Below are 23,871 nucleotides of genomic sequence, written 5' to 3'. Positions count from 1 at the left end.
GATGGACGAACGGATAAAACTTGGCACAATCCTTCATATGGAAAAGGGCAAAAAGCCCATTGCTCAAGAGAAAGAACCGTTAGAGGGATATCTGCCATACGTGGATATTAAAGCTTTTGAACAGGGTATCATTGATAACTATGCTTCCGTTGAAAAAAGTTTACTATGTGAAGATGGGGAATTGCTTATAGTATGTGATGGTTCCCGTTCAGGTCTGACCGGATATGCAATAAAGGGGGTAGTTGGTTCTACTCTTTCAAAAATAAGTGCAGATGGACTCACTACAAAATATCTTCACTATTTTATCCAGAGCAACTATCTGCATTTGAATACGCAGAAAAAAGGTACTGGAACGCCGCACTTAAACGCAAATATCCTGAAAGATTCAAAAATTTTTGTTCCTTCTATTCCAGAGCAAGAACGCATCGTCGCCCGCATTGAAGAGCTGTTCTCCCAACTGGACGCCGGTGTGTCCGAGCTGAAAACGGCAAAGGAACGGCTAAAGGTGTACCGGCAGGCGGTGCTGAAAGAGGCGTTTGATTCAGCATTGCAGGATAATCTCCCGATGCTGCCTATTGAAAAACTATTGATAACTGAACGAAAAGGGATGGTAACTGGTCCGTTCGGTACGATGATAAAAAAGCATGAACACCAAGCAGTTGGCGTTCCAATGTTAGGAATCGAAAACATAGGTGACGGAAAGTTTATTGACGGGAATAAAATTTTTGTCACACCAGAAAAGGCAAAGGAATTGAAATCTTTTGCCTTATTGCCGGGGGACATTATCATTTCTCGTTCTGGCACAGTTGGTGAAATTTGTGCTGTACCTAAACGGATGGAAGGCGCATTGCTATCAACAAATTTAATGCGTATTTCTCTAAATAGCGATATTATTCGTTCTGACTATTTTATCTATCTATTTCAAAGTAAAAGTGTGGTTTTAGATCAGGTCAAGGAACTATGTAAGGGTTCTACACGTATATTTTTGAATCAAACAATTTTAAAACAAATTGTATTTCCTGTTCCTAATATGAGTAAACAAAAAGAAATTATTGGAGTAATCGAATCGAAAATATCAGTTTGCGATGACATCGAAAAAACAGTGGACACCGCCTTACAACAAGCAGAGGCTCTGCGGCAGAGTATTTTGAAAAAAGCGTTTGAGGGAGGTCTGTAAATGCCGACAATTACTGACTGGTTAATGGTTGCAATTACTGCTGTTTATGTAATTGCGACTATCTTGATTTGCCGGGCGAATATAAAATCTGCCAAGGCTACGAAAGAACAAATTGAAGAATCCAAGCGGCAGTTTGAAGAATCTAATCGAGCTTTTGTGACCGTTTCATTTGATGTTATCAGATCCGGATTAGCGGTTTTACGTATTCAGAATGTGGGAAAACGTATAGCAAACCATGTAAGGGTTCACATTGCAAAAGCATTTATGAACAACGTGCATGATAAAGCAGGAAAAGAGTATCTTGAGCGGTTATGCTCATCTTCATTTACTATCGGAATAGGACAATGCTGGTATATTTGTATCGGAAGCCATTTGCAATTAAAAGAAATGAGCAAAGAACTTCTCTCCATAGAATTGTCATACGAGGATTCATATTCTAGATATACGGAAAATATTGAAATCGACTTAAAAGAATACTTTTGGGCGTTGATGTATGAGTCTCCAACAGAAGATGCATATCAAGAGATGAAAAAACAAACACGAGAATTGGAAAAGTTGTGCAAGGAAGTCACTTTGTTGCGAAAGTACGGAGAACAGGAGAACAAAAATGCCTAACGAAACCTCAACCATCATCTCCAAAGTCTGGGGCATGTGTAATCCCCTTCGTGACGATGGCGTTTCCTACGGGGATTATCTGGAACAGCTTACCTATCTCATTTTTCTGAAAATGTCGGACGAGTATTCCAAGCCGCCTTATCAGAAAGAAACCGGCATTCCGGTGGGTTATACCTGGCAGGATATGAACAACCTGAAAGGTGCGGAGCTGGAAGCGCAGTACAAAGCTACCCTGGAAAAGCTGGGGGGGCAGGGCGGTCTGCTGGGCAAGATTTTTCAGGGCGCCACCAATAAAATCAGCAACGCCGCTATTCTGTATCGTGTGGTGCAGATGGTTGATAAGGAAAAATGGGTTTCCATGTCTTCCGATGTCAAGGGCGAAATTTACGAGGGCCTGCTTCAGAAAAACGCCGAAGACGTGAAAAGCGGGGCGGGGCAGTATTTTACACCCCGTCCGCTGATTCGGGCTATGGTGCGGTGTGTTCGTCCCGAACCGGGTAAAACTATTGCCGATCCCTGCTGCGGTTCCGGCGGCTTCTTTTTGGCGGCGCAGGAGTTTATTACAGAGCCGGGGCGGTATACCCTTGACCGCGCGCAAAAAGAATTTCTCAAGAGCGAAACCTTCTATGGAAACGAACTTGTCAGCGCCACCTTCAAAATGGCGTTGATGAATCTGTACCTGCACAACATCGGCGATATTTACGGCACGGTTCCCGTCACGCTGGGCGACGCGCTGCTCACCGACCCCGGTTACCGTGTGGACTATGTTTTGACCAATCCCCCTTTCGGCAAAAAATCCTCCATCACCATGACCAATGAGGAAGGCGAAGAAGAGGAAGAAGATTTGGTCTATAACCGTCAGGATTTCTGGACGACAAGCTCCAACAAGCAGCTCAATTTTATTCAGCATATCTACACGATTTTGAAAGCCACCGGCCGGGCTGCGGTGGTTGTGCCCGATAATGTGCTGTTTTTCGATAAGCGCCCCGCCAGCCCTGAAATGCAGACAAAGGATATCTGGATTTACGACTTTCGCACCAATGTTCACTTTACGCTGAAGCAGCACCCAATGACCGATGCTGATTTAGTCGACTTTGTTCAGCGCTATCACCCTGAAAACAGGTATGAGCGCACGGAGACATGGTCTGAAAATAACCCGGACGGCCGCTGGCGCAGGTTCAGTGCCGATGATATTTTGAAGCGGGATAAAACCAGCTTGGATCTCTTCTGGATCAAGGATAAATCCCTTGCCGATTTGGATCACCTGCCAGCGCCGGACGAGCTGGCTGCGGATATTGTGGAAAATCTGCAAAACGCGCTGGAAGGATTTCGGGAATTGACGCGGCAGTTGAAGGATCACTGAGAACACGCTCGTCATAAAACGCAAAACAGCGCGGGGCTTTTCGGAAGGCCTCGCGCTGTTTTTTGTATGGATTTTTTACAGCCGGTGCTGAAATTCTCCATTCAGCCAGGCGATGGCAAGCTCCAGCCAGCGGGCGTTGTAGTCGTTTTGGCTGCCGGTTTCTTCCGTGCAGGCGGACATGCCGTGCCAGCCGGTGGGGAAAATGTGGGCTTCAAAAGGAATTTTGTGCTTTTGCAGGGCCGAAAGGAGCGTTAAGGTGTTTTCCACCGGAACGCAGTCGTCCTCGGCGGTGTGCCACACAAAGGCGGGGCAGGTCTTTTCGCTGATTTGCCGGTCCAGAGAAAAATACTCATAGCCCGGCGTGCCCTGTTTACAGCCGCTGACGTTTTCTATGGATTCCACATGGGCGAACTCATCTGCCGTGATGACGGGATAGCCCAGGATCATGGCGTTGGGGCGGTTTTCCCCGCCGTGATTGTCATAGACCTTCAAAAGCTCCGGGTCGTCCCACATGGTTCCCAGGGAGCAGGCCAGGTGACCTCCGGCGGAAAAGCCGCACACCGCAATGCGGTCCGGGTCTACCCGCCATTCCTTGTGGGAGCGAATGGCCCGCAGGGTTTCGGAAAGCTCCCGAAGGGGCAGAAACCCCCTGGCTTTTTCTCCGGTGGAATAGGTGAGCACAAAAACATTGTACCCCTCTGCGAAGAAGGGCAGGGCAATGGGCTCCGCCTCCCGCTCCGATACCATGGCGTAAGCGCCGCCGGGGCAGATCACAACGGCGGGAAACTGTTCCCTGCGCACCTCCATTTCCCAAATGGGAGTGTGCAGATATCCTGCGACAGACGCGCCGGAATCCGGCAGGGGCTGAAAAGCAATGAGTTCCATATGATACTTCCTCCCAAAGCGGGGCATTGCCGCCCGCTTTTCTTTTCCTTCCATTATCCCCGGAAAAGTTTTTTCTGTCAAGGGAAGGTTTTTTCGGGCTTTCCCCTTGAAAATCTTGGAAATTTCCGGTAAACTGGAAACCGGTCTATAGATCAAATTTTTGCAAAGAGGTGCATTTGTTGTGGAGATCATTCAAGACATTCTGGCTGCCATCGGCGTTGTGCTGAACGGTATCCCCCAAGGTCTGCTGGCTTTGACCTACGGCTTTGCTTCCGTTCCCACGGCTCTGGGCTTCGCGGTAGGCGCGGTGGCCTGCGGCGCCCTGGGCTCGGTAGCCCCTATTTCCTTCCAGGCGGAAACCATTGTGCTGGCGGGCAATATGGGAAAGAACAGGCGGGACAGGCTTTCCATGATCCTGTTCGGAGGTCTGATCATGGTGGTGCTGGGCCTTACCGGCGCTCTTTCCGCCATTACCGCCTTTGCCGGTGACGCCATTGTGCACGCCATGATGGCCGGCGTTGGCTTTATGCTGGTGAAGGTGGCCTTTGGCATGGTGAAGGAAAATTCCCTGGTGGGCTGGGTCTCCGTGGCTTCCGCGGTGATCATTTACCTGCTGACGAAGGCCCTTGACCCCGCGAATGCGCTGGTCTATACCATTGTGGGCTCTCTGATCATCTCCAGCGTCGCGGCAAAGCTTGCGGGGCAGGAGCTGGGAGAAAGCGCCATTTCTGAAAAAATGTGCAAGCTGAAGCTGGAAAAGCCCACGGTAAACGCTTCTGTAGTTCGGGGAGCCTTGTCCCTGGCCTGCTTGACCATCGGCGCGAACATCGCCTTCGGCAACATTACCGGCGGCATGGCAAACGCCAATATGAACGTGGATCACCTTACCGTGTATTCCGGCCTGGCCGACGCGGTAAGCGCCCTGTTCGGCGGCGGCCCGGTAGAGGCCATTATTTCTGCTACGGGAGCCGCCCCCCATGCGGTGTGGGCGGGCGTGATCATGATGGCTGTGATGGCGTTGATCCTGTTCTTCGGGCTGCTGCCTAAAATCGGAAAATTCGTTCCCAGCCAGTCCATTGCGGGTTTCCTGTTTATTTTAGGCGCGTTCGTTACCATTCCCGGCGATGGCGCCGCCGCTTTTGCCACCGCGGAGGCGGGCGGCTCTGTGATCGCGGCGGTTACCATGTCCGTTACCGCTGTGTTCGACCCCTTCTTCGGCATGCTGGCAGGCATTGCCCTGAAGCTGCTCATCGGCTGGACCGGTTTGGCCCTGTAAGCTTTTCCGCGGCATAGAAAGGAGCTTTTTATGGAACAGTACTATACGTTGGAGGTGGCGGGCGTTACCCGTCAGCTGCCCATTATGCAGGTGTCCGATTCCTTGTGTATCGCAAGCTTTGTCATTTTGGGGGATTGTGAGATCGTTACCCAGGCCGCGCCCCTGATCGAGGCGGAGCTGCCCCAGGTGGACTATATCGTTACAGCGGAGGCCAAGGGGATTCCCCTGGTACACGAGCTGTGCCGCCTGCGGGGACTGCCCTATTACATCGTGGCCCGGAAAAGCGTAAAGCCCTACATGAGCAAGCCCCTTACCGATGAAGTGGTATCCATTACCACCCAGAAGAAGCAGACCCTCTGCCTGGACGGCAAGGACGCTTTGCTGCTTCAGGGCAAGCGGGTAGCCATTGTGGACGATGTGATCTCCACCGGAGAATCTCTTTCCGCCATTGAACGGTTGGTGGAAAAGGCCGGAGGAAACATCGTGGCAAGGGCCGCCATTCTGGCGGAGGGCGACGCCGCCCGCCGGGACGATATCATTTTCCTGGAGGAGCTGCCGCTGTTCCCGGTGGAGGGATAACAGCGGTTTCCGGTCGATTCTGCGGCTTTTGGGGCAGTACGCCCTGAAGGCCGCAATTTTTGGAGATAATTAGAGATAATTAGAGATAATAAGGAAAAGCCTTTGCCCTGTTTTTCCGGGCAAAGGCTTTGGGAGATCACAATGGGACCTTATGAATATACTGTGGAAGAAATTGTGGGAGAATACGCCTATCTCCGCCGCACGGATATACTTGATCCCGGCGAGCCAATGATGATAGCCATGGCGCTGTTGCCGGAAGGAGTAGAGATAGGAAACAAGTTGCGGTGGGAAAATCTGGAATATACCCTGCTGTAACGGCTACAGCTTCAGGGAATCGTATTCCGTGCCGTCCAGTGTTTTCCAAAGGAAGACGCCGTTTTCCAGTGTCATATAGCTTTTCGGGGTATTTTCCTTGGGAAGAGAAACAGAGCCGGGGTTCAAATACCAGAAGCCCGCAGAATTGTCTTTCGCGGGAATATGGGTATGGCCGTGGAGCAGTACGTCTCCCGGCTTTAGCGGGGGAGGGCTTTGCAGGTTATGGTGATGGCCGTGAGCGGCGAAAATGAGACGCCCCGCGGCTTCCAGCAGGCAGTATTCCGCCAGTACCGGGAAATCCAGCACCATCTGATCCACCTCGGCCTCGCAGTTTCCCCGAACACAGAAAATGCTGTCCTTTACGGCATTCAGCAGGGAGATCACCTGCTTGGGGGCATAGCCCTCCGGCAGGTCGTTCCTGGGGCCGTGGTATAAAAGGTCTCCCAGCAGCAGGAGCTTGTCCGCCCGCTCTCTGCGGAAAGCGGCAAGCAGCGCCTGGCAGCAAGGGGCAGAGCCGTGAAGATCTGACGCGATCAGCCATTTCATGAGTATCGATCCTTTTCAAATAAAATAAAACGGGAGGAAGTCCCTATGGAATTTCAAAGAGAACCAGGCCGTATTTTTGCCCTGGACGAGCAGGGAAAGGTACTGGCGGAGGTCACCTTCCCCACCGGGGAGGACGGCGTGGCGGAAATCAACCACACCTATGTAGATCCCGCTTTCCGCGGAAAGGGTATTGCGAATCAGCTTCTGCGGGAAGCGGCGGAGACCCTGCGGGGAGAAGGCAAAAAAGCCCGCCTGATCTGCTCCTATGCCGTCACCTGGTTTCAGGAGCACCCGGAGTATAGGGAACTGGTTGCCAGTTGTCGGAAAGAGCAATGAGAAATGAGCAATTAGCAATGAGGAATGAGCAATGAAGGGCCTGGTAAGTTGAAAGTTGTAGGTTAGTAGACGGTATGAAAGCCTCCCCTTATGAAATAAGGGGAGGGGGACCGCCAATAGGCGGTGGAAGGGATCAGTCACACGCAGAAAGTAGCATAGAATCGCTAGTTTTTTATCCCCTCAGTCAGCCTATCGGCTGACAGCTCCCCTTATAAATAAGTGGAGCCTAAAGGCGTTAAACCATAATTTACTGCTCCTTATTGCGCTGCTATGCAGCGCCGCCACTGTCCAGCATCTAAAATCTAGCATCTACAATCTGGAAATATACTCATAGGGGATCCAGCCCTCTTTGATCTTGACCCAGCGGCCGCTGCCGATAATGTCCTTGCCCCGTTCCTCCAGAACGGTGACCACATCGTTTTTCTTCAGCTTTTTGATGGCGTGGTAGCCGGAGCCGGGGCCGGAATACACGGTCAGGCTGGAGGCGGTGATCCGGGCGGGGTACGCGCCCTTGTAGTCTGTTTTGTTCTGGCTGATCCGCCCCAGGAATTTTTGCCAGGCGGAAAAGTCGTTTACAAAGGGGGCGGGGCAGACCTTGTGGGAAATGTCGTTGTGCCGCACCACATTTTCCAGGGGAATGCCGTACCGCATCATCAACTCCCGCACCAGCTTTGCGGTGTTTTCCATGGTCTGCTCTGAAAAATACCAGTCGGAGTCATAGGCGGAGGAAGCGTTTGAGGGATCTCCCTTCAGGCAGCACATTTCAATGCCGATGGAATTGGAGTTCCGGCAGAAATCGTGATAGTAGATATCGTTGCCGCAGTGCCAGGAAATATCCCGATCCATCACGCACCGCCAGGCGCCGCCGCCATCTACAAAATAATGGGCGGAGGCGGCCCGGTATACGTCCAGAAAGGCCTGGCACTCTCCCTTGGCGGTGTCTCCGGGTGTTGCCGTGTAGTGGACGGTGATATAATCGATATCATCAAAGCTGCGGTGGGCGGCGCGGTAATTGATTTTCGTCAAAAGCTCGCTGATCTTCAGGGACCGGCTTTCCTGGTTCTTTTCCGGCAGCAGATAGTGTTTGCCGTCAATGACCCGCCAGCCGGTCAGAAGCTTGCCTGAATTGGGATCAAAGTAGTAGGTGTACTCCCCGATATGCTGAAAGCCGATCAGCGGCTCCTGGGCTTCTCCGGCGAGATAGTAGGTATCGCCGTCTTCTGTGACCCAGCCGGCGCCGTCATAGCGATCCGGGAAAACCCAGGCTTCTTTCCCGTTCTGCAGGGTGTATTCATGGGAGGTGGCGGCCTCGCAGATTTGAGGATAGGCCCAGTAGGAGCGGGACACGTCGGAAAACTCCACGGCAAAATAAAGAGTGACCATTCTGGAATCTGGCGTCCGGCCCAGCATGGCGTTTAAGATGGTCACCGCCTCCGCCCGGGTGATGGGGGCGTCAGGGCGAAAGGTGCCGTCCTTGTAGCCTCTGATCCAGCCGTGAGCCACCGCCGAGGTAATGGCGGGCGTGGCCCAGCTCTGTCCCACATCGGAAAAGCCCGCTTCTCCGGTAAGGGGAGCGCTGAACCGGGCAGCAATGGAAACAAACTCCGCCCGGGTGATATTCCGGTTGGGGCGGAACTCGCCGCTGGGATAGCCGCTGATGGCTCCCAGGGAGGCCAGCGCCCGGACCTGGGTGCTGTACCAGGCGGCTTCCGGCACATCGGAAAAGCTGGCGGTCAAGTCAGGCTTGTCCTTCAGCAGGCTGTAAAAAAGCTGGGCGGTCTCTGCCCGGGTGATTTTTCCCTCTGGGCGGAAAGAACCGTTCTTGTAGCCGGAAACGTAGGAACTGTGTGCTTCGGTTTCCAACAGGTCGCTTACCGCTTCACAAAGGAAGGGAAAGGGCTTGTCCACCTCTTCTGTTTCTTCCTCAGAAGGAACTTCCGGTTCCGGAGCTTCTTCCGGTTCCAAAACGGGGTCAGTTTCTGCCGGAAGCTCTTCTTCCGCAGAAGCGTTTTCCCGCACGGGAAGACGTTCTCCTTCCTCCGCAGCGAACGCGGCCGGCGAGCAGGACAGCAGGCAGGTAGCGGCAAGCAGGCAAAGTGACAATCGTTTCCAAAGCATGTGAGCATTCCTCCCAAGTACGCTTTTTCTGGTATCTACTATAGCAGAGCGGAAGACGAAATGCAAATCTTGTCAAATATTGCCGTTTTCAGGCGGCTTTTCAGAATAAGTGAAAATCTAAGAAACGGAGTGGATTTTATGAAGCGGATGCGTTGGGTGGATTCTCCCATAGGAGCGCTGCGGCTAGCGGAGGAGGACGGCGCGCTGACAGAGCTTCTGTTCGGGCGGCGGGAGGACAGCCGGCAGCGGGACGATTCCCCGGTGCTGCTGCAAGCAGAGGTTCAGCTCGGGGAATATTTTGCGGGAAAACGCCGGGAGTTTACGGTTCCCCTATCTCCCAGGGGCACAGAATTTCAGCGCCGGGTGTGGAACGCCCTGCTGACGATCCCCTACGGAGAAACCAGAAGCTACGGGGAGATCGCCATTCTGGCCGAAAGCCCAAAGGCTTTTCGGGCGGTGGGCTCCGCAAACCACAATAACCCCATCTCCATTTTGATCCCCTGCCATCGGGTGATCGGCAAAAACGGTTCCCTTACCGGCTACGGCGGCGGTATGGAGGCAAAGCAATTTTTGCTGGAGCTGGAGAAAGGCAATGGGGAATTAGCAATTAGCAATTAAGGGCAAGGGCAGATAAACTGAAATTTAGAGGTTATCCACTCACCTCCTTCCTGTCATTACTGAACAAAAAGCAAAGCAAGCTTTGCTTTCCTTGTGAAGAATCTCGTTCTTTACTTCTTTGCTCAGGAATGAAGGACGAGATTCTTCGTCACTTTGTTCCTCAGAATGACAGTGGGAGAGCTTGCCCTTCTCTAACGACTAATTCGCTAAACTATCATTTGCACCCCCGAAATTTATTGTTTTGCCCTTGCCCTTTCCCTGGAATCCAGTGTCCAGCATCTAAAATCTAAAAGAATAGAGGAGTCTTTATGAACATTACAGTGATCGGCTGCGGAAGATGGGGTACGTTTTTGGCCTGGTATCTGAACCGGATCGGGCACAGGGTCACGCTGTACGGCAGAGAGCAGTCCGGGCGAATGAAAGCGCTGCGGAAGACCCGTACCAATTCCGTGACCGTTTTGCCGGAAAGCGTGGCCCTGGAAAGCAACCTGTCCCGCGCGCTGGAAAGCGAGCTCTTGGTGATCTCCATCGGCTCGCAAAGTCTGCGGGGGCTGCTGGGGGAGATCTCCGCCCTTTGCCCGGCGGGAGAAAAGACCTATGTTTTGTGCATGAAGGGCCTGGAGATCGGCACCGGAAAGCGGCTTTCCACCATTGTGAAGGAGGAGGCCGGGGAACAGGCCGAAGTGGCTGTTTGGCTGGGGCCGGGCCATGTGCAGGAATTTACCAGGGGAATCCCCAACTGTATGGTGATCGACAGCGAAAGCGAAGCCCTGAAGGAGCGGCTGGTGGCGGAGCTTTCCGGCGACCTGATCCGGTTTTATTACGGCAGGGACCTGATCGGCAACGAGGTGGGGGCGGCGGCGAAAAACGTGATCGGCATTGCCGCCGGCATGCTGGACGGCCTGCGTCTTTCTTCCCTGAAGGGCGCGCTGATGAGCCGGGGCACCCGGGAGATCGCCAGGCTGATCTCCGCTCTGGGAGGCAGCGAGCTTTCCGCCTACGGTCTATGTCATTTGGGCGATTACGAGGCCACCGTCTTTTCCCGGTACAGCCATAATAGAAGGTACGGCGAGGCCCTGATTCTTGGAGAGCCCTATGAAGAGCTGGCGGAGGGCTGCTACACCGTAAAGGCCCTCTTAAAGCTGGGAGAAGAAACCGGCGTTTCCCTTCCCATCTGCCGGGCGGTATACGATGTGCTCTACCAAAAGGCCGACCCCCAAAAGACCCTGGACGCCCTGTTCTCCCGAAGCCTCAAAAATGAGTTTTGAAAACAGCAAACGACAAAGAAAGCGCTGGGGGATCGTTTCCCTTCCAGCGCTTTTTATCATTTTTTCTATTTGATTTCGGTACCGTACCGGTTATACGTTTTCTGATACACGGTATCACCAAGGGAATCTTTCCCGGGGTGCAGGGTTTTGGTTACTGTATAGTCGTTAGTCATACCCTTGGCGACGATCTCATCGCCTATCAGGCTGAGCCGTACATAAGAGTCGCCGCTGCCCTCCAGCTCATAAGAAACATAGTGCTCCAGCAAGGGCTCTTCTTCGTTTTCCGCAGTGCTGATATGGAAGAAAGCGAGAATCTTAGAATTGTCCCCCATAAGCTCTATGATGTTGCCGCTGTGGATCCTGATGGCGCCATTGGGGGCCCCATAGGCGGTAGCACGGCTCTTCTTTTGCCCCTTTTGATAAAATTTCACAGAAAACCGATTCTTCGTTCCATTGGTGGAGGCGGTAAAGGTTTCGCTGTAGGAAACAACTGCTTCAAAAGCGGGCTCCAGCCCCGAAAGACGATATTCAAAGTAGCCCATATCTCCTTCGGGCGGCCAAACGGGATCTCCCAGTTGGTTTTTCCCCCAGCCGAGCTCTTTTCCCTGCGCATTTGTAAGCTTCATACATCTCCCATCCAGGCTGACGATGGCGTGGTCTTCGGTAATATTTTCCAGATGAAAAGCCTCCACCGGATCCGGAGGATTCGGCAGAATCTTTTTAGAAGAGCTCTTCAGCTTTTCACACCCCATAAGCGCGAAAAGAATCAGCAGGCAGAAGAAATTTTTACATATTGCGGAAAAATTCATAATGAAATCCTTTTCATGGCTGAACAATTTCAGTTTGATTGCTTCCGTCAGGGAAAGGAGTGAAAGAGGGATCTTCTTCCTCTACAGGAGCTTCCACTTCTGTAATTTGATCCATCCCGGGGCGATCCGTCCGCTCTAACGTATAAGTCCCCACCATGCCGACGGCTGCAATTCATGATCTGTAAATGCGATTGATACAGACTGAGAACCCATACTGTAAAGAGACTGGGTGCCGCTATCCCCCGGGCGAAAGGATTGCGCCTTAAAGAAGTCCAAACAGTTCCATAGAGCCGTCACTGTGAAGTGCCGCTGTTCCGGAAAAATCTTTCACACATTGGTAGCGGTATTTGTCTATAACCGCAGAGAAGCATTCCTTCTTCTGCAGCGCTTCATAAATCATCCCGCCTTTCTGCAAACGACCTTGTCAGAAACAGAAGCAGCAAGGCTTGTCATAAATACATTTGCGGACCAATTCCTGATTTTTATACTTTAATAATACTAATGCAAATGAAATGTATCAATATAATGCGAGAGATTTCATGAATTTTTTTGGATATTTGTTTTTCATCCTAGCGTTGCGTTTTCCTGAAAGGAAGAGCTTTGAGATATTTCGGAAAAAATAGATTTTTGCAAAGCGAGGACGAATTCTGTCTTGACATCTGAACAAATGTTTGCTATGATAAGGGGCGGAAAACAGCGGAGGCGCTGGGGGACGGGATGGCTTCGGAGAAATCCGGAATTCTCTTCCCCAAAAGCGCGTTTTGCACAGCTGCGGGAAGGAGGGAAAAGGGCGTGAAGGAGAAAAAAGGAAAGCGGCAGGGCGGCTCTTTCGAGGAGGCTCAGCGCTGCCGGGTTTTGCGGGAGGCCTTGGCCTATGTGCTGCCCGCCGGAGAGGCGGAGCGGGCCTGTGACCGGCTGCTGGAGGCCCTGGGCAGCTTTGACGGCATTTTCTGCGCGCCGGAGGAGGTGCTGCGGGAGATCCCCGGCGTGGGGCCGGAGGCCGCGAAATTCCTGCGGCTGATCATTCGCCTGTCCCAGACCTATCTGGAGGAGCGCTCCTGGAACCTGCAAAGGATCTACGACACCCCCTCCGCCGTGGAGATGTTCCGCCCGAAGTTTCTGGGGCGGAAAACCGAAGCCGTGTGCCTGATGCTTCTGGACGGCAGGGGCAGAATGGTCTATAACGATATCATCTGCGAGGGCTCCATCAGCGAGGTGCCCCTTTATCTTCGCCAGGTGCTGCAGCTCTGTATGGAATACCAGGTGGAGGAGGTGTTCCTGGCCCACAACCACCCCAGCGGCGTGGCCTTTCCCTCCCAAAACGACCTGCTCATCACAGATCGGCTGCTGGTGGCCTTAGACAGCATAAATGTGGTGCTTTGCGACCACATTATCTTTGCGGACGAAAGCTACTATTCCTTTTTGGGAAGCGGGGTCCTCACCCGGCAGGAGGATATCATGCGCCAGGCGCAGTATGAGGAAACAGAAAGCGTGCGGAAGCTGGAAAGCCGGCTGCGGGGACAGCAGGAGGAAGGCTGAATGTTTCTGCGTTAGCCTGAAAGAAATTCCCAAAGCTTCGGGGAAAGGGAGGAAGCGGCCTTGGATTTTAAGCTCGTTTCAAAATTTCAGCCCACCGGCGACCAGCCGGAGGCCATCAGCCAGCTGGTGCGGGGCGTAAACGGCGGCGTGAAGGAGCAGACTCTGCTGGGTGTAACCGGCTCCGGCAAAACCTTCACCATGGCAAATGTCATCGCCCAGACCAACCGCCCCACCCTGGTGCTGGCCCACAATAAGACTCTGGCCGCCCAGCTCTGTTCGGAATTCCGGGAGTTTTTCCCGGAAAATGCCGTGGAATACTTTGTGTCCTACTATAACTTGACCCGAAATCGGGTCTTTTTTAATGCTTTTTGGTACATTTTGAGGCTATTTTGTATGCCAAAAACGGATTTGATGGTACTACATGGATAGGCCAGTTATAGATGGACAGGTGACCCTAGCCGTACGATAATAGAAAAGACTTTCTATTCGCCTGGACGATACAGAGAGAAATTCTTTAGGAAAACAAGTCAAAATAGCGGGTTGAATTTTTATACATAGGCGGAATGAATTGTTCGAGGTCAGGAGTGGGTATGTTGACCGTTCTTGATTTTTATTGGCGCTTAGAGCAAGAAAGAACTCCCCATTTTGCTAGGGATGAATAAAAAACCTTGGCAAATAAAACCTTCATGGTACAATTGAGATGAAAAGGTGAGGATTTGAAAAGTCTTAAAAATTTGGGTAATCTGAATCGAATAAAATCCTTTTGATCGACGGAGCTCGTTAGGTGGGCAAAACTTACATTATCCGTTATGTGGGCAATAAGCTTTTTAAAATTACATTGGAATCAATATGGTAGCAGACTCGTTGGGCGATATTATTTTTTTTGACAGCGATACAGGTGAGAAGAAGCTGCAATTTTAAAAACTGCAAAAACAGACGAATATCTATCTTTCATCTACTCAAAGAACCAGGAGTAAGGCTCCCGGTTCTTTTTTGGTTTATCCATACACTCAAAAAAGGCAAAATAAAGCATATTCATCATGAAAGCCAGCGATGAAAGGAGGAAATTCATGTTTACCGATATTGTGGCAATGTCGTTTTTCAATGTTCGGTCAATTTCTTGCATACTCTTTATGAAACGTTATCAGACGAAAGGAGCGAAAAAATGAAAAAGGAACCAACAACGATCTACGAAAGGGGCTCATGGTATTATCGCTATCAGGTGTTGAATGAGAACCTGGAAAAGAAATACCGTAAAAAGGGTGGTTTTAAAACACAGGAGGAAGCAAAGCAGGCATTTATAAGCTATCAAAAGGAGATTCAAGAAAGAGAACAGGCCCTCACACTCAGGCAACGCAATACGATGCTGCTTTCAAAGTATTTGAAGGAGTGGTTTGAAAGCCGGAAATTCCCTACAGGAAGCACGCGCATGGTATATGAATATGTTCTGCAGCTGATTTTGCCGAATTTGGAGGATATCAGGTTAGGCACCGTAAATGCGGAGTACATTCGATCACAGATTGCGTGGATCTCAAGAAGAACTCCATCTTACGGAGAGAAGTTGTACGAGCTGTTTTCAATGGCTTTAGGAGACGCTTTCAATAACGAAAAGATTCCATACAATCCAATGGTGGGTGTTCAGAAACCCACCCGGCTGAAACCCCGGCTTGTTTTCCTAACTAGTGAGCAAAAGAAGCTGTTGTATCAGTCGATTCGCAATAACGACTGGTGCCTGGAGTTTTTGATGGCTCTGCTTTGTGGGCTTAAGAAAGGGGAAATTCATGGCTTGAAATTCTTGGATTTTGACTCTGAGAAGAAAACAGTGCATGTTCAGCGGCAGGTAGTCAATGATTTTCAATTCGTCGATGGAAAACGGGTCCAAGTTCGAACCGAAAAGCTGTTAGGAGCATTAACCGGCGATAGAATTCTGTCTGTGCCGCAGATCGTGCTGGATGAACTGGATCGCCGGAGGGAGAAGATAGAGTACGAAAAGATTGTCTGCAAAGGAGAGTATCAGGATAGGGGGTATCTCTGTTGCCAGAAGGACGGGAGATGCAGGGGCCATGCCTCTTTGAACAACGAGCTTACCAAACTCTGCAATCGCGCTGGATTACCACATCTTTCTCCTGAGGACTTGAGAGAACTATATGCCGCCGCCATGCTTCTGGAAGAAGGGATAAGCTTTGTCATTCTGAAAGGCCTTTTGGGTTACACGACAGTGGAGGAGGCATATGAACGGTACTGTGATCTGGTCGAGGAAAATACGAATCTAACGGAAGTCATTGAGCGAACAATTTCATTAAATGAAGAAGGGACTGGGGATCATAAATGATAACAGAAATGGGACATCTGATGGAATGGAAGATTGGGAATGTAATTTCCATCAATCAAACTTACGGATTTCGCATCACGCTGACTTTTGAAAAAGGGAAGAGGGTCAGGCAAAAGAGTGGATTTGCAAATAGAAAGGAAGCCGAACAGCAACGAGATCAGGTTGCCGCTGGATTCTACGGTAATACCTATGTTTTAGATGAGACCATCCGGGCAGAACAATTTTTTCGGTTCTGGTTGGAAGAAGTCAAGCGTCCATTGCTGACAAATGATTCCTATAACGCATACCGCAACTGTGTCAACAACTACATCATTCCGTTGCTGGGCAGGTTTCTCATGACCCAACTGGAGAAAGAACATATTGAGGTTTTGTACAATAAGGCCGCGGAGCGTTCCCACTCCGTGGCTAAAATTTTGAAGACGGTGATTACCTCTTCCATGGCTTATGCGGTGGCGGAACACGTTTTGTCTTATGATCCGTCAGCCGCGGTACCCCTTCCAATATCTTCACGGAAAGTGACGCCTTTACCGGAAACGCCCAATGTTTTGACAACCGACCAGTTGAGACACCTGCTATATGCTGGCAGGGATACCCCCATTTTCTTACCCATGCTCTTTGCGGCGTTGATGGGGCTCAGGCGAGGGGAGATCTGCGGGTTGAAATACAGTGATATCGATTTTACGAGCAGAACGATTCATATTCAAAGACAGTTGGGGAAAATCCCTTGCGATGAAGAAAAAGGTGGAAGTAAGACTAAAACCAAACAGGAAATACCGCTGAAAACACCTTCCGGCAATCGTGTTTTGGATATTCCCGTTTTTGTGTTTGAGGCAATCATGAAGGAACGCATACGGTATGAAAAACGCCGCAGCCGACGAAAAAAAGAGTTTCAGGATCTGGGTTATATCTGCTGCTCCAGCTATGGCCGTCCAAGGGGAAGAACCTACTTTTGGGCTCCTTTTAAGCGGCTGCTGCGAGAACATGGATTGCCGGATATCAAATGGCATGTCCTTCGCCACACCTATACGACTATATTGCTAAAGGCGGGATGTGGGCTATTGGCAATATCTCATTCTTTGGGACATAAAAAAGCGTTTTTCTCGGCAAATGTGTATGGGGATGACGCCACGCTTCGGGAAGGCCTCTATCCTAAGTGGACCGAAGCATTCATAGATGAGCAGGAGAAAGTAAACGATTTCAGCGGGTTTGGATTATCGGAGTCTGCTTTCACTTGAATTAATCTGTAAACTTAACCCAATTATTTGTATTGCAATTACACCGGGAAGATGTTATAATAAACAAATACAGATGTTATATGATTATCCTAAGGAGGAGCTTATGAAAAACTCCGACATCATTAAAGAGATACGATCCCGCCTATCCCTAAGCCAGATGGAGTTTGCCGAAAAGTTGGGCGTCAGCTTTGCTACGGTCAATCGCTGGGAAAAGGGACGTTGTGATCCGTCGCAGATTGCACAGAACGCCATTAGGCAGCTTTGTACCAAAAATAAGATCGACTATTCACAGTTTGAGGGAAACAGCTTCATTGTCTCCAATGATAGCATCACGCTTTATCATGGTTCAAAATCAGGAATAGATGGAATAATTCAGCCGAACAGCAGGGATAGATGCGATTTTGGCAGAGGCTTCTATATGGGAACCGATCGTTCCCAGCCGTTGACCTTGATATGCAATTATCCCAAGGCAAGACTTTATACCGTCAAAGTCAAGCTCTCCGGCCTCAAAATTCTTGATATCGAGGCTGGCATTGATTGGGCGCTGCTGGTCGCTTTCAATCGGGGAAAAATGGAATCCGTCAAGGGTTCTTCGATTTATAACCGGTTTTCTGCTATGGCGGACGGCTGCGACATGATTATCGGATACATCGCCAACGACCGTATGTTTGTGGTGCTTGACCGCTTCTTTAATGGTGAAATCACCGACACGGCTTTAATTCACAGCCTGTCGGCACTAAAGCTCGGCAAACAATATGTAGCATTGACCGAAAAGGCTTGCGGTCAGATTGAAATCACCGAAGAAAAGTCCCTGACCAACGCAGACCGTGAAACGCTGAAAAAAGAGAGTGAGGAAAACCGTTCCAAGGGGATTGCTTTGGCGGAGGAAATCTGCCGGCAGTATCGCCGTGAGGGCCGGTTCTTTGATGAAATTTTGAAAGTCGGTGAATAGTTTGAAAGCAAGCTTTCGAACCGCGTTTTGTGCCTTTTGGGACATTCGCCCCTTATTTCGCAAAGAGAAATAGGCACAATTCCGAGAGGGGAATCGTGATTATTATGGTAGAAATGAGCTTGGAAAAACGTCAGCTATGCGATATTCAAGGCCGTCTTTTTGAGCTGGCATTGGAAAACGGCTACGATTGCCCCGCTTTTATTGAAGCCTTCATGAACAGCGCTACCGTCGCCGCATTGGACGACACCTATGACCGCCTCCAGTGGGCGGGTGAGGAATATATTCTCGAAGAGTTGAGCGCAGAAATCGGTGGACTGGCTAAAACAAAAACGACTTACCCCCGCGAGATCATGTACTGGACGGGCTATACCTACCGCTATTGGCATTACTATACCGGTGAATCAAGCCAAGAGATTTACAGAATCGCAGACGCCGAAACCATGAATGACTGCTGGTTGGGCTTTCACACCATGGATGTGAAAATGGCGATTGAGGATTTGAAGGAGATTTATAGGCAGAAGACAGAGTAAAAAGGGATGATAAAATGGTTGTTTTTGATGTGTTTGCCAGTAACTTTTTCTCGGTTTTGGTGTTAACAAATCGTGAAATATATGTAAAATCGCTGCTGTTTTTGCATCAAATGTTTCAATTTGAACTCGACAGCATGGTGGCTCTATTTCTGCCCTTATCTTCTCGCAGGAAGATAAAGATTTTACACCCAAAGAAGATGATGAAATTATCGAAGGAAGTTTGATATTTAGCAGAAAAGCTAGACTGATAATTGGCCGTTTTATCAAAACCGGATGGGTGGAAAAAGAATTTTTAGATGGCTCTTTTATAGAAATCATTATACCGCAGCCCTATGCAATCCCGGTAATGAAGCTTTTAAGTGAACTGGGAACTGGCGATGTACAGGAATACAACTCTCTCGTTTTTGCTACATATTCTGGTCTAAAGCAAACTCAATCGGACCACACGGATCAGATGTACGCTTGCTAATGTTTTGCCTATTTTCTGAAAAGCAATAATAAAGTTTAAGATAAAGTAAAGAATTTGGAGGAACAAATGGGACAGTATAAAACAGTTCGCTTGCTAAGTAAAAAAAATGATGGTATTGGCGGCGTTTTTTTGATGGAACATAAAGATACACAGGAGCAATGTGTACTTAAAAAGATTGCATATCTAGATAATCCAGTGCATAGGGCAATTTTTGATAAAGAAGTCCAAGCACTCACGAAGTTGACTGCTTGCCCAAATATTGTGCGCTTACTCGATTATGAATATGGTAGATCTAAAGAAAGCGGTCAAATTGAGGGACATATTTATATCGAATATGTCGAGGGGGACACGCTCAAAAATGTGAATTACAAGTATCACAAACCCTCTGACAAGTTTAGTATTATTAAGCAGTCTGTAGCGGCTCTGAGGAGTGCTCACGAAGAAGGAATTATACATAGAGATATTAATCCTCAGAATATCATGATTACGGATGAAGTAGAAGTTAAGCTTATTGATTTCGGTATCTGTAAAATTAAAGGAGCAATCCAGAGTGGCACTACTTATCAATATGCAACAAACCGTTATGCCGCACCGGAAGTTGGTTATCATAGCGAAAATGCAACAGAGCAGAGCGACATATATTCATTAGGCGCAGTCATTTATTTTATCTTCACAAATCAAGAGCCCCCCCTGCCCGAGGAGTTCATAACAACAATAGAATCCGCATCTGGATTGGATATTGCTCTGAAAGATATCATTAAAAAGATGGTTGCCTATTCGCCACATGAAAGATATGAATCCCTTGTCGATGTGGAATTTGATCTTTCGAGTCTATTATCAAAATATGTACATACAGATGAACAATATGTATTCACTGTTCCAATTGAAAGGTTGTCAGATTTGCGCCGCAAAAGGCTTGCCCCAAGTAAACGTACCAATCCCGAATTGCTTCAGGATGATTTGCGGCGTAATTTTTTAGAGAGCCGCGCTTATTTAGATGAAAATAATGGGGTAAACTATTTTATTTTTGATGGAATTAATTATTCGATGAAATGTACATTTAACAATGAAATATTTAGTGTAGTGAGTTTCTCTAAACTTGATATTGTTTATAGAGAACGGAATAAAAAATTTGCCATGCCTTTGACGGGGAAATGCGTATTCTTTGATGCACAAAAAAGGGCTTATCCTAATCACCACTCCTTCGAATTGCATAACCGTTTAATAGATCATGCTGATAAAATTAGATCCCAGAAAAATATTAACAATGAATATTTCAATGTGTATGGCTTTTGGAAAGATTTCATTCAGGCAATGATTAATGATACCGCACAACAAGCATTAAAATTCAATTACTCTAGCTATAAGTATTCTGAAGGTATTTATAGATTTCAACTTTGCGATGATTCCTGTCTTGGCGATGACAGCATTACAACTGAAACTATTTTTATATATGAAAAAAACACAAGAACTGGGATTAAGCAAACGGAAATAGGTAGTTTTATCGGATTTGAAGATGATGGGAGTACTATAATTATAAAGGCGACAAGACCTCCAAAAATGAAAAGAGCATTGGCTCAAAGTGGTAGTTTTTGTGTAGACTATCGTAGAGAAATAGCCCAATATAAACGGCAGGAGCGTGCTTTAGATGAATTCATGCAGGATGAAGTATATGATAAAAAATTAAAAGGAATAATTACCGGTATCGAAAAAGCTGGGTTTTTCGAGCACAATCAGCCGCTAACCTTTTTTGATAAGAAGCTAGATCACGCTCAACAAAGCGCGGTTCAAAAGATTATTAATTCAAAAGACTTGGCGTTAATCCAAGGCCCTCCTGGAACCGGGAAAACTAATGTCTTAATCGAAGTAGTTAAGCAAATTCTTCATCATAATAAACGCAATCCCTTATTGACTAAAAAAATATTAATCGTGTCGCAATCCCATGCTGCAGTGGATAAGATCCTCGAAGACCTTCACTATCAGCAAGCGTCTTCAACGATTATCCGTATTGGTGCTGAAGACAAACTGTCTGCTTTGGCAAAAAAAGAATATGGTTTAGAAACGCAAAAGAAATCATGGATAGATACCATAATTCAAAAATGCCAAAAAGATATGTGTGTATCACTTGAAAGTGAAGACATAGATTATGATTCTTTTGTTGCGTATGCACAAGCAAAAGATATCATGAGAATTAAGGCTATCGAAAAAGAAGACCTTGATGCCGCACAAAAAGCTGTGTTTGATTTTCAGCAAAAATACGCAGTAGATGATGAACATCCGGTGATTGCTAAACTATTGAATCAATACCATTGGCTTATTCAGTTACCAGAATCCCTTGATATCGATGAATATTTTATTAGAAATGCGACTATTGTTGCCGGCACTTGTTCAGGCTTTATCTCTAACCCATTCATTCGAGATATAATTTTCGATTATGTAATCATAGATGAGGCGGCTAAAGCGACTTTGCCAGAGATGATGGTGTCGCTAATTAAAGCGAAGAAGGCTGTATTGGTCGGAGACCATAAACAATTACCACCGGTATTTGATCGAATGGCCCTTGATCGAGCTGACCTACCATTAAAAATAGAGGAGCTACAAAATGGAGGATTTGGCAAAATATTTGATTTAATCAGCGATGAATGCAAACAAACTCTCACAGTACAATATCGGATGCATCCCTGCATTGGATCAATGATTAGCCAAATTTTCTATGATGGACAAGTTCAAAATGGTATTTATGCAAATGAGCGCACTTTAAATCTGACTAAACTAAGCTTTAAGCCTATGACATGGATATCAACTTCAAGCATAGATCGAAAACAGAGGTTTGAGCAAAAGGTACGGATTGCAAACGGCGGAAATAGTTACAGAAATCCGCTCGAAGTGGATATCATATGTGGTTATTTAAAGCAACTTGATCAAGAAACTGCTATCAAAGACTATTCGATAGGTATTATAACTCCTTATCGTGCTCAGTTAAACTTAATTCAAAAACGGATTAAGAGTTTGAGTCTGGAGAACGTTCAAGTTGAAGTAAATACTGTGGACGCTTTCCAGGGAAGTCAAAAAGATATTATTCTTTACTCGACCGTCCGTAGTAGCGATAAGGCGATTATTGGGTTCTTAAAGGAAGAAGCCCGACTTAACGTATCTTTCTCTCGTGCAAAGTCTGTACTAATAATTGTAGGCGATATGGATTTCTTGAATAATGAGAAAATCCGGGATAATCGATTCCCTTTCATTATTAAATATATGCAGGAAAACCGCGCCGATTGTGACATTATTATGTACAATGAAAGGGGCTGATCAAACATGAATAGTAATATTGATTTGTTAGAGAAGTACATGCCGCCAGACAATCCAGGTTATGAATTCATAAAAAGAATCGTTTCATATATTCCTGTCCGAGAAGTTGGTCTGAGTATCTTAGTAAGAAAAAATCAAAGTATTTCATTTATTTATGAAACTGTGCTGAAGTTTCTTCAGATAGGAATTAATGATATTTCTCAGCTATGTGATACTTTAGGACTTGATATTGATGTATTCAAAGAGATAATCTCTAAGATGGCAGTGGAAGACCTTATATTTGTATCGGAGAACCAAATGGGCTTAACAAAAAAAGGAGAACAAGCATTAAAGAATCTTACTAAAGTTACTATTGAAAAAACACAGCTAAATCGTATCTTCGTAAATCTTATAACGGGAGAATTATATCTTCAGGAACCCGTTGGTCTGACACAGCGTCCCTTACCCAGCAGTATATATCTTGATGAAACCGTTCGCGTCGATGTGGAGTATTTTCATGGCCATTTCGAATATGTAAACGCTATCTATGAGTCCTCTTTGGTTAGCAACATTTTTGAATTAGGGCCAACAGATCCCTGCGAGTTATATAAAATTTTGGATATTGCTTATCAAGAAACTCGTTTTTTACCTGTACCTTGCTTTGTGTATATAAAACCAGGTAAAAATGAAGTGTTTTTAAGTTTTGATAGTGACAAGGATTCCATACTAATGTCAACTGCCTTAACACAAATTAAAGAACGCTCAAATGGCCTTGAGAAATTGTTTGACAATCCTTTGCCTTCTTCTACTCCCAATGATAACCCTGAACTGGCCAAAAAACTTCAAAATCTTCTTTCAATTATTCAATTACGAAATAAATCTAAAGTGTCTACCCAAGAAATTGAGGAAATGTATTTTGCAGATCGACTGTTATTAGATGGGGAAGTACGAGACATATTGATTCAGTGTGATACATTTAAGCCAACAGCTTTATGTATCTCTACTCCATTTTTACGTCGATTATTTGAGGATAATGAAATAATTCATTACTTGGTTTCCTCAAAAGTCAAAGATATATTTATCGAATATAATGCAGATGAATATAAAGTAGAAGACTCCATTAAACGTCTAACTGAAAGAATAACTGACGGGAAAAACGTACATCTTTGTTCAGTAAGTGGACCTGCAAAAATTGCCGGTGACACATTTCTAATTTATCCTCAGGTATTAATTAAAACACAGTACCAGAACATTCATATCAATATTCCGCAGAAGGTACTACATAAGCCAAACTCAATAATTACGTTTGATAAAGCCCAGATAGAAAAAATTTATAGCCACTATGAAAAAGCATTGAATCCACAATTAATGACTAAGTAGATGTGAATTTTGGTGGCCTTGCAGAGCTCGGATCTCCTTACTGAGATCATTATTTTATACCGGCAAGCCTACAAATAAAAAATGGAAAAAGTCTGCAGGCGACAAGAAAGAGGAAAAGAGAAGCACAAAAAGGCCAGCACAAAAGCACCAGCCAGAGTGTATGCATAGAAAAAGGTCAGATAGTCGGGACCAGAGATGCCAGATATTCTTTCACCCTACCATAGCAGACGCGGAGGAACTT

The 23,871-nt window shown here is 47.3% G+C and carries 21 protein-coding genes and 2 pseudogenes; 19 read left to right on the top strand and 4 right to left on the bottom strand.

The window, feature by feature from the left end; translation table 11 throughout:
- Position 1 precedes the first annotated feature (1 nt).
- From U8T64_RS01230 to U8T64_RS01220, 3 genes are read left to right on the top strand one after another with little or no spacing between them, the layout of a single operon-like run.
- Positions 2–1,177 carry a restriction endonuclease subunit S gene (locus U8T64_RS01230; RefSeq protein WP_322180153.1) on the top strand — a complete coding sequence of 392 codons (1,176 nt, stop codon included), beginning with the start codon at positions 2–4 and terminating at the stop codon, positions 1,175–1,177.
- A complete protein-coding gene (locus U8T64_RS01225) occupies positions 1,178–1,792 on the top strand; it encodes a DUF8453 domain-containing protein (RefSeq protein WP_322180152.1) in 615 nt (204 codons plus the stop codon).
- Positions 1,785–3,155, top strand: coding sequence for a class I SAM-dependent DNA methyltransferase (locus tag U8T64_RS01220; protein WP_322180150.1), 1,371 nt, complete (start codon positions 1,785–1,787; stop codon positions 3,153–3,155). Before U8T64_RS01225 ends, U8T64_RS01220 begins: the two co-directional genes overlap by 8 nt.
- 75 nt (positions 3,156–3,230) lie before the next feature.
- On the opposite strand, the gene U8T64_RS01215 is transcribed toward U8T64_RS01220, so the two are convergent.
- Entirely contained in the window at positions 3,231–4,040 is an 810-nt protein-coding gene (locus U8T64_RS01215; RefSeq protein WP_322180148.1) for an alpha/beta hydrolase, read from the bottom strand.
- Between the two features lie 181 nt (positions 4,041–4,221).
- Between U8T64_RS01215 and U8T64_RS01210 the strand changes: the two genes are divergently transcribed.
- The 3 genes from U8T64_RS01210 to U8T64_RS01200 all read left to right on the top strand — a co-directional run bounded on the left by U8T64_RS01210 (position 4,222) and on the right by U8T64_RS01200 (position 6,210).
- Entirely contained in the window at positions 4,222–5,316 is a 1,095-nt protein-coding gene (locus U8T64_RS01210; RefSeq protein WP_322180146.1) for an NCS2 family permease, read from the top strand.
- Positions 5,317–5,346: 30 nt separating this feature from the next.
- Positions 5,347–5,895: a phosphoribosyltransferase family protein gene (locus tag U8T64_RS01205; RefSeq protein ID WP_322180144.1), complete on the top strand. Its 549-nt coding sequence runs from the start codon at positions 5,347–5,349 to the stop codon at positions 5,893–5,895.
- A gap of 102 nt (positions 5,896–5,997) precedes the next feature.
- The gene (locus tag U8T64_RS01200; RefSeq protein WP_322180142.1) at positions 5,998–6,210 is read left to right on the top strand and encodes a chorismate--pyruvate lyase; all 213 of its coding nucleotides are present in this window, start codon (positions 5,998–6,000) and stop codon (positions 6,208–6,210) included.
- Between the two features lie 3 nt (positions 6,211–6,213).
- Here the strand turns inward: U8T64_RS01200 and yfcE are convergent, their stop codons facing one another.
- Positions 6,214–6,756 carry a phosphodiesterase gene (yfcE, locus tag U8T64_RS01195; protein WP_322180140.1) on the bottom strand — a complete coding sequence of 181 codons (543 nt, stop codon included), beginning with the start codon at positions 6,754–6,756 and terminating at the stop codon, positions 6,214–6,216.
- Between the two features lie 18 nt (positions 6,757–6,774).
- On the opposite strand from yfcE, the pseudogene U8T64_RS01190 reads away from it, so the two are divergent.
- Positions 6,775–7,092, top strand: a pseudogene (locus U8T64_RS01190) (GNAT family N-acetyltransferase); the annotation flags it as partial.
- Between the two features lie 309 nt (positions 7,093–7,401).
- On the opposite strand, the gene U8T64_RS01185 reads toward U8T64_RS01190, so the two are convergent.
- On the bottom strand, positions 7,402–9,210 hold the full coding sequence (locus U8T64_RS01185) for an S-layer homology domain-containing protein (RefSeq protein ID WP_322180138.1): 1,809 nt from the start codon (positions 9,208–9,210) through the stop codon (positions 7,402–7,404).
- A 138-nt stretch (positions 9,211–9,348) separates the two neighbouring features.
- On the opposite strand from U8T64_RS01185, the gene U8T64_RS01180 reads away from it, so the two are divergent.
- Both U8T64_RS01180 and U8T64_RS01175 read left to right on the top strand, forming a co-directional pair.
- Positions 9,349–9,828, top strand: a complete 480-nt coding sequence (locus tag U8T64_RS01180) for a methylated-DNA--[protein]-cysteine S-methyltransferase (RefSeq protein WP_367575387.1) — start codon at positions 9,349–9,351, stop codon at positions 9,826–9,828.
- Between the two features lie 308 nt (positions 9,829–10,136).
- Positions 10,137–11,096: an NAD(P)H-dependent glycerol-3-phosphate dehydrogenase gene (locus tag U8T64_RS01175; RefSeq protein WP_322180136.1), complete on the top strand. Its 960-nt coding sequence runs from the start codon at positions 10,137–10,139 to the stop codon at positions 11,094–11,096.
- Between the two features lie 65 nt (positions 11,097–11,161).
- On the opposite strand, the gene U8T64_RS01170 is transcribed toward U8T64_RS01175, so the two are convergent.
- Positions 11,162–11,905: a hypothetical protein gene (locus U8T64_RS01170; protein ID WP_322180134.1), complete on the bottom strand. Its 744-nt coding sequence runs from the start codon at positions 11,903–11,905 to the stop codon at positions 11,162–11,164.
- Between the two features lie 792 nt (positions 11,906–12,697).
- Between U8T64_RS01170 and U8T64_RS01165 the strand changes: the two genes are divergently transcribed.
- The 10 genes and pseudogenes from U8T64_RS01165 (at position 12,698) to U8T64_RS01125 (ending at position 23,630) form a co-directional block, all read left to right on the top strand.
- The gene (locus tag U8T64_RS01165) at positions 12,698–13,444 is read left to right on the top strand and encodes a JAB domain-containing protein (RefSeq protein WP_322180132.1); all 747 of its coding nucleotides are present in this window, start codon (positions 12,698–12,700) and stop codon (positions 13,442–13,444) included.
- Positions 13,445–13,504: 60 nt separating this feature from the next.
- Positions 13,505–13,780 (top strand): annotated as a pseudogene (locus U8T64_RS01160) (DEAD/DEAH box helicase family protein); the annotation flags it as partial.
- A gap of 829 nt (positions 13,781–14,609) precedes the next feature.
- Positions 14,610–15,776: a site-specific integrase gene (locus U8T64_RS01155; protein ID WP_322180130.1), complete on the top strand. Its 1,167-nt coding sequence runs from the start codon at positions 14,610–14,612 to the stop codon at positions 15,774–15,776.
- Positions 15,777–15,796: 20 nt separating this feature from the next.
- On the top strand, positions 15,797–17,011 hold the full coding sequence (locus U8T64_RS01150; protein WP_322180128.1) for a tyrosine-type recombinase/integrase: 1,215 nt from the start codon (positions 15,797–15,799) through the stop codon (positions 17,009–17,011).
- 103 nt (positions 17,012–17,114) lie between these two features.
- Complete coding sequence (locus tag U8T64_RS01145; RefSeq protein WP_322180127.1) at positions 17,115–17,963, top strand: DUF3990 domain-containing protein; 849 nt, start codon at positions 17,115–17,117, stop codon at positions 17,961–17,963.
- A gap of 95 nt (positions 17,964–18,058) precedes the next feature.
- Complete coding sequence (locus U8T64_RS01140; protein WP_367575386.1) at positions 18,059–18,493, top strand: hypothetical protein; 435 nt, start codon at positions 18,059–18,061, stop codon at positions 18,491–18,493.
- Between the two features lie 14 nt (positions 18,494–18,507).
- Positions 18,508–18,717, top strand: a complete 210-nt coding sequence (locus tag U8T64_RS01135) for a hypothetical protein (protein ID WP_322180125.1) — start codon at positions 18,508–18,510, stop codon at positions 18,715–18,717.
- Positions 18,714–18,962 (top strand): Wadjet anti-phage system protein JetA family protein, encoded by a 249-nt coding sequence (locus U8T64_RS13845; RefSeq protein ID WP_496196604.1) that lies wholly within the window; start codon positions 18,714–18,716, stop codon positions 18,960–18,962. Before U8T64_RS01135 ends, U8T64_RS13845 begins: the two co-directional genes overlap by 4 nt.
- 54 nt (positions 18,963–19,016) lie before the next feature.
- Positions 19,017–22,271 (top strand): AAA domain-containing protein, encoded by a 3,255-nt coding sequence (locus U8T64_RS01130; RefSeq protein WP_322180123.1) that lies wholly within the window; start codon positions 19,017–19,019, stop codon positions 22,269–22,271.
- Positions 22,272–22,277: 6 nt separating this feature from the next.
- Positions 22,278–23,630: a hypothetical protein gene (locus tag U8T64_RS01125; protein ID WP_322180121.1), complete on the top strand. Its 1,353-nt coding sequence runs from the start codon at positions 22,278–22,280 to the stop codon at positions 23,628–23,630.
- Positions 23,631–23,871 lie beyond the last annotated feature (241 nt).

It is taken from the genome of Neglectibacter caecimuris, assembly GCF_034335015.1.
GTDB lineage: Bacteria > Bacillota > Clostridia > Oscillospirales > Acutalibacteraceae > Acutalibacter > Acutalibacter caecimuris_A.
This window is presented reverse-complemented; position numbering and strand designations above follow the sequence as displayed.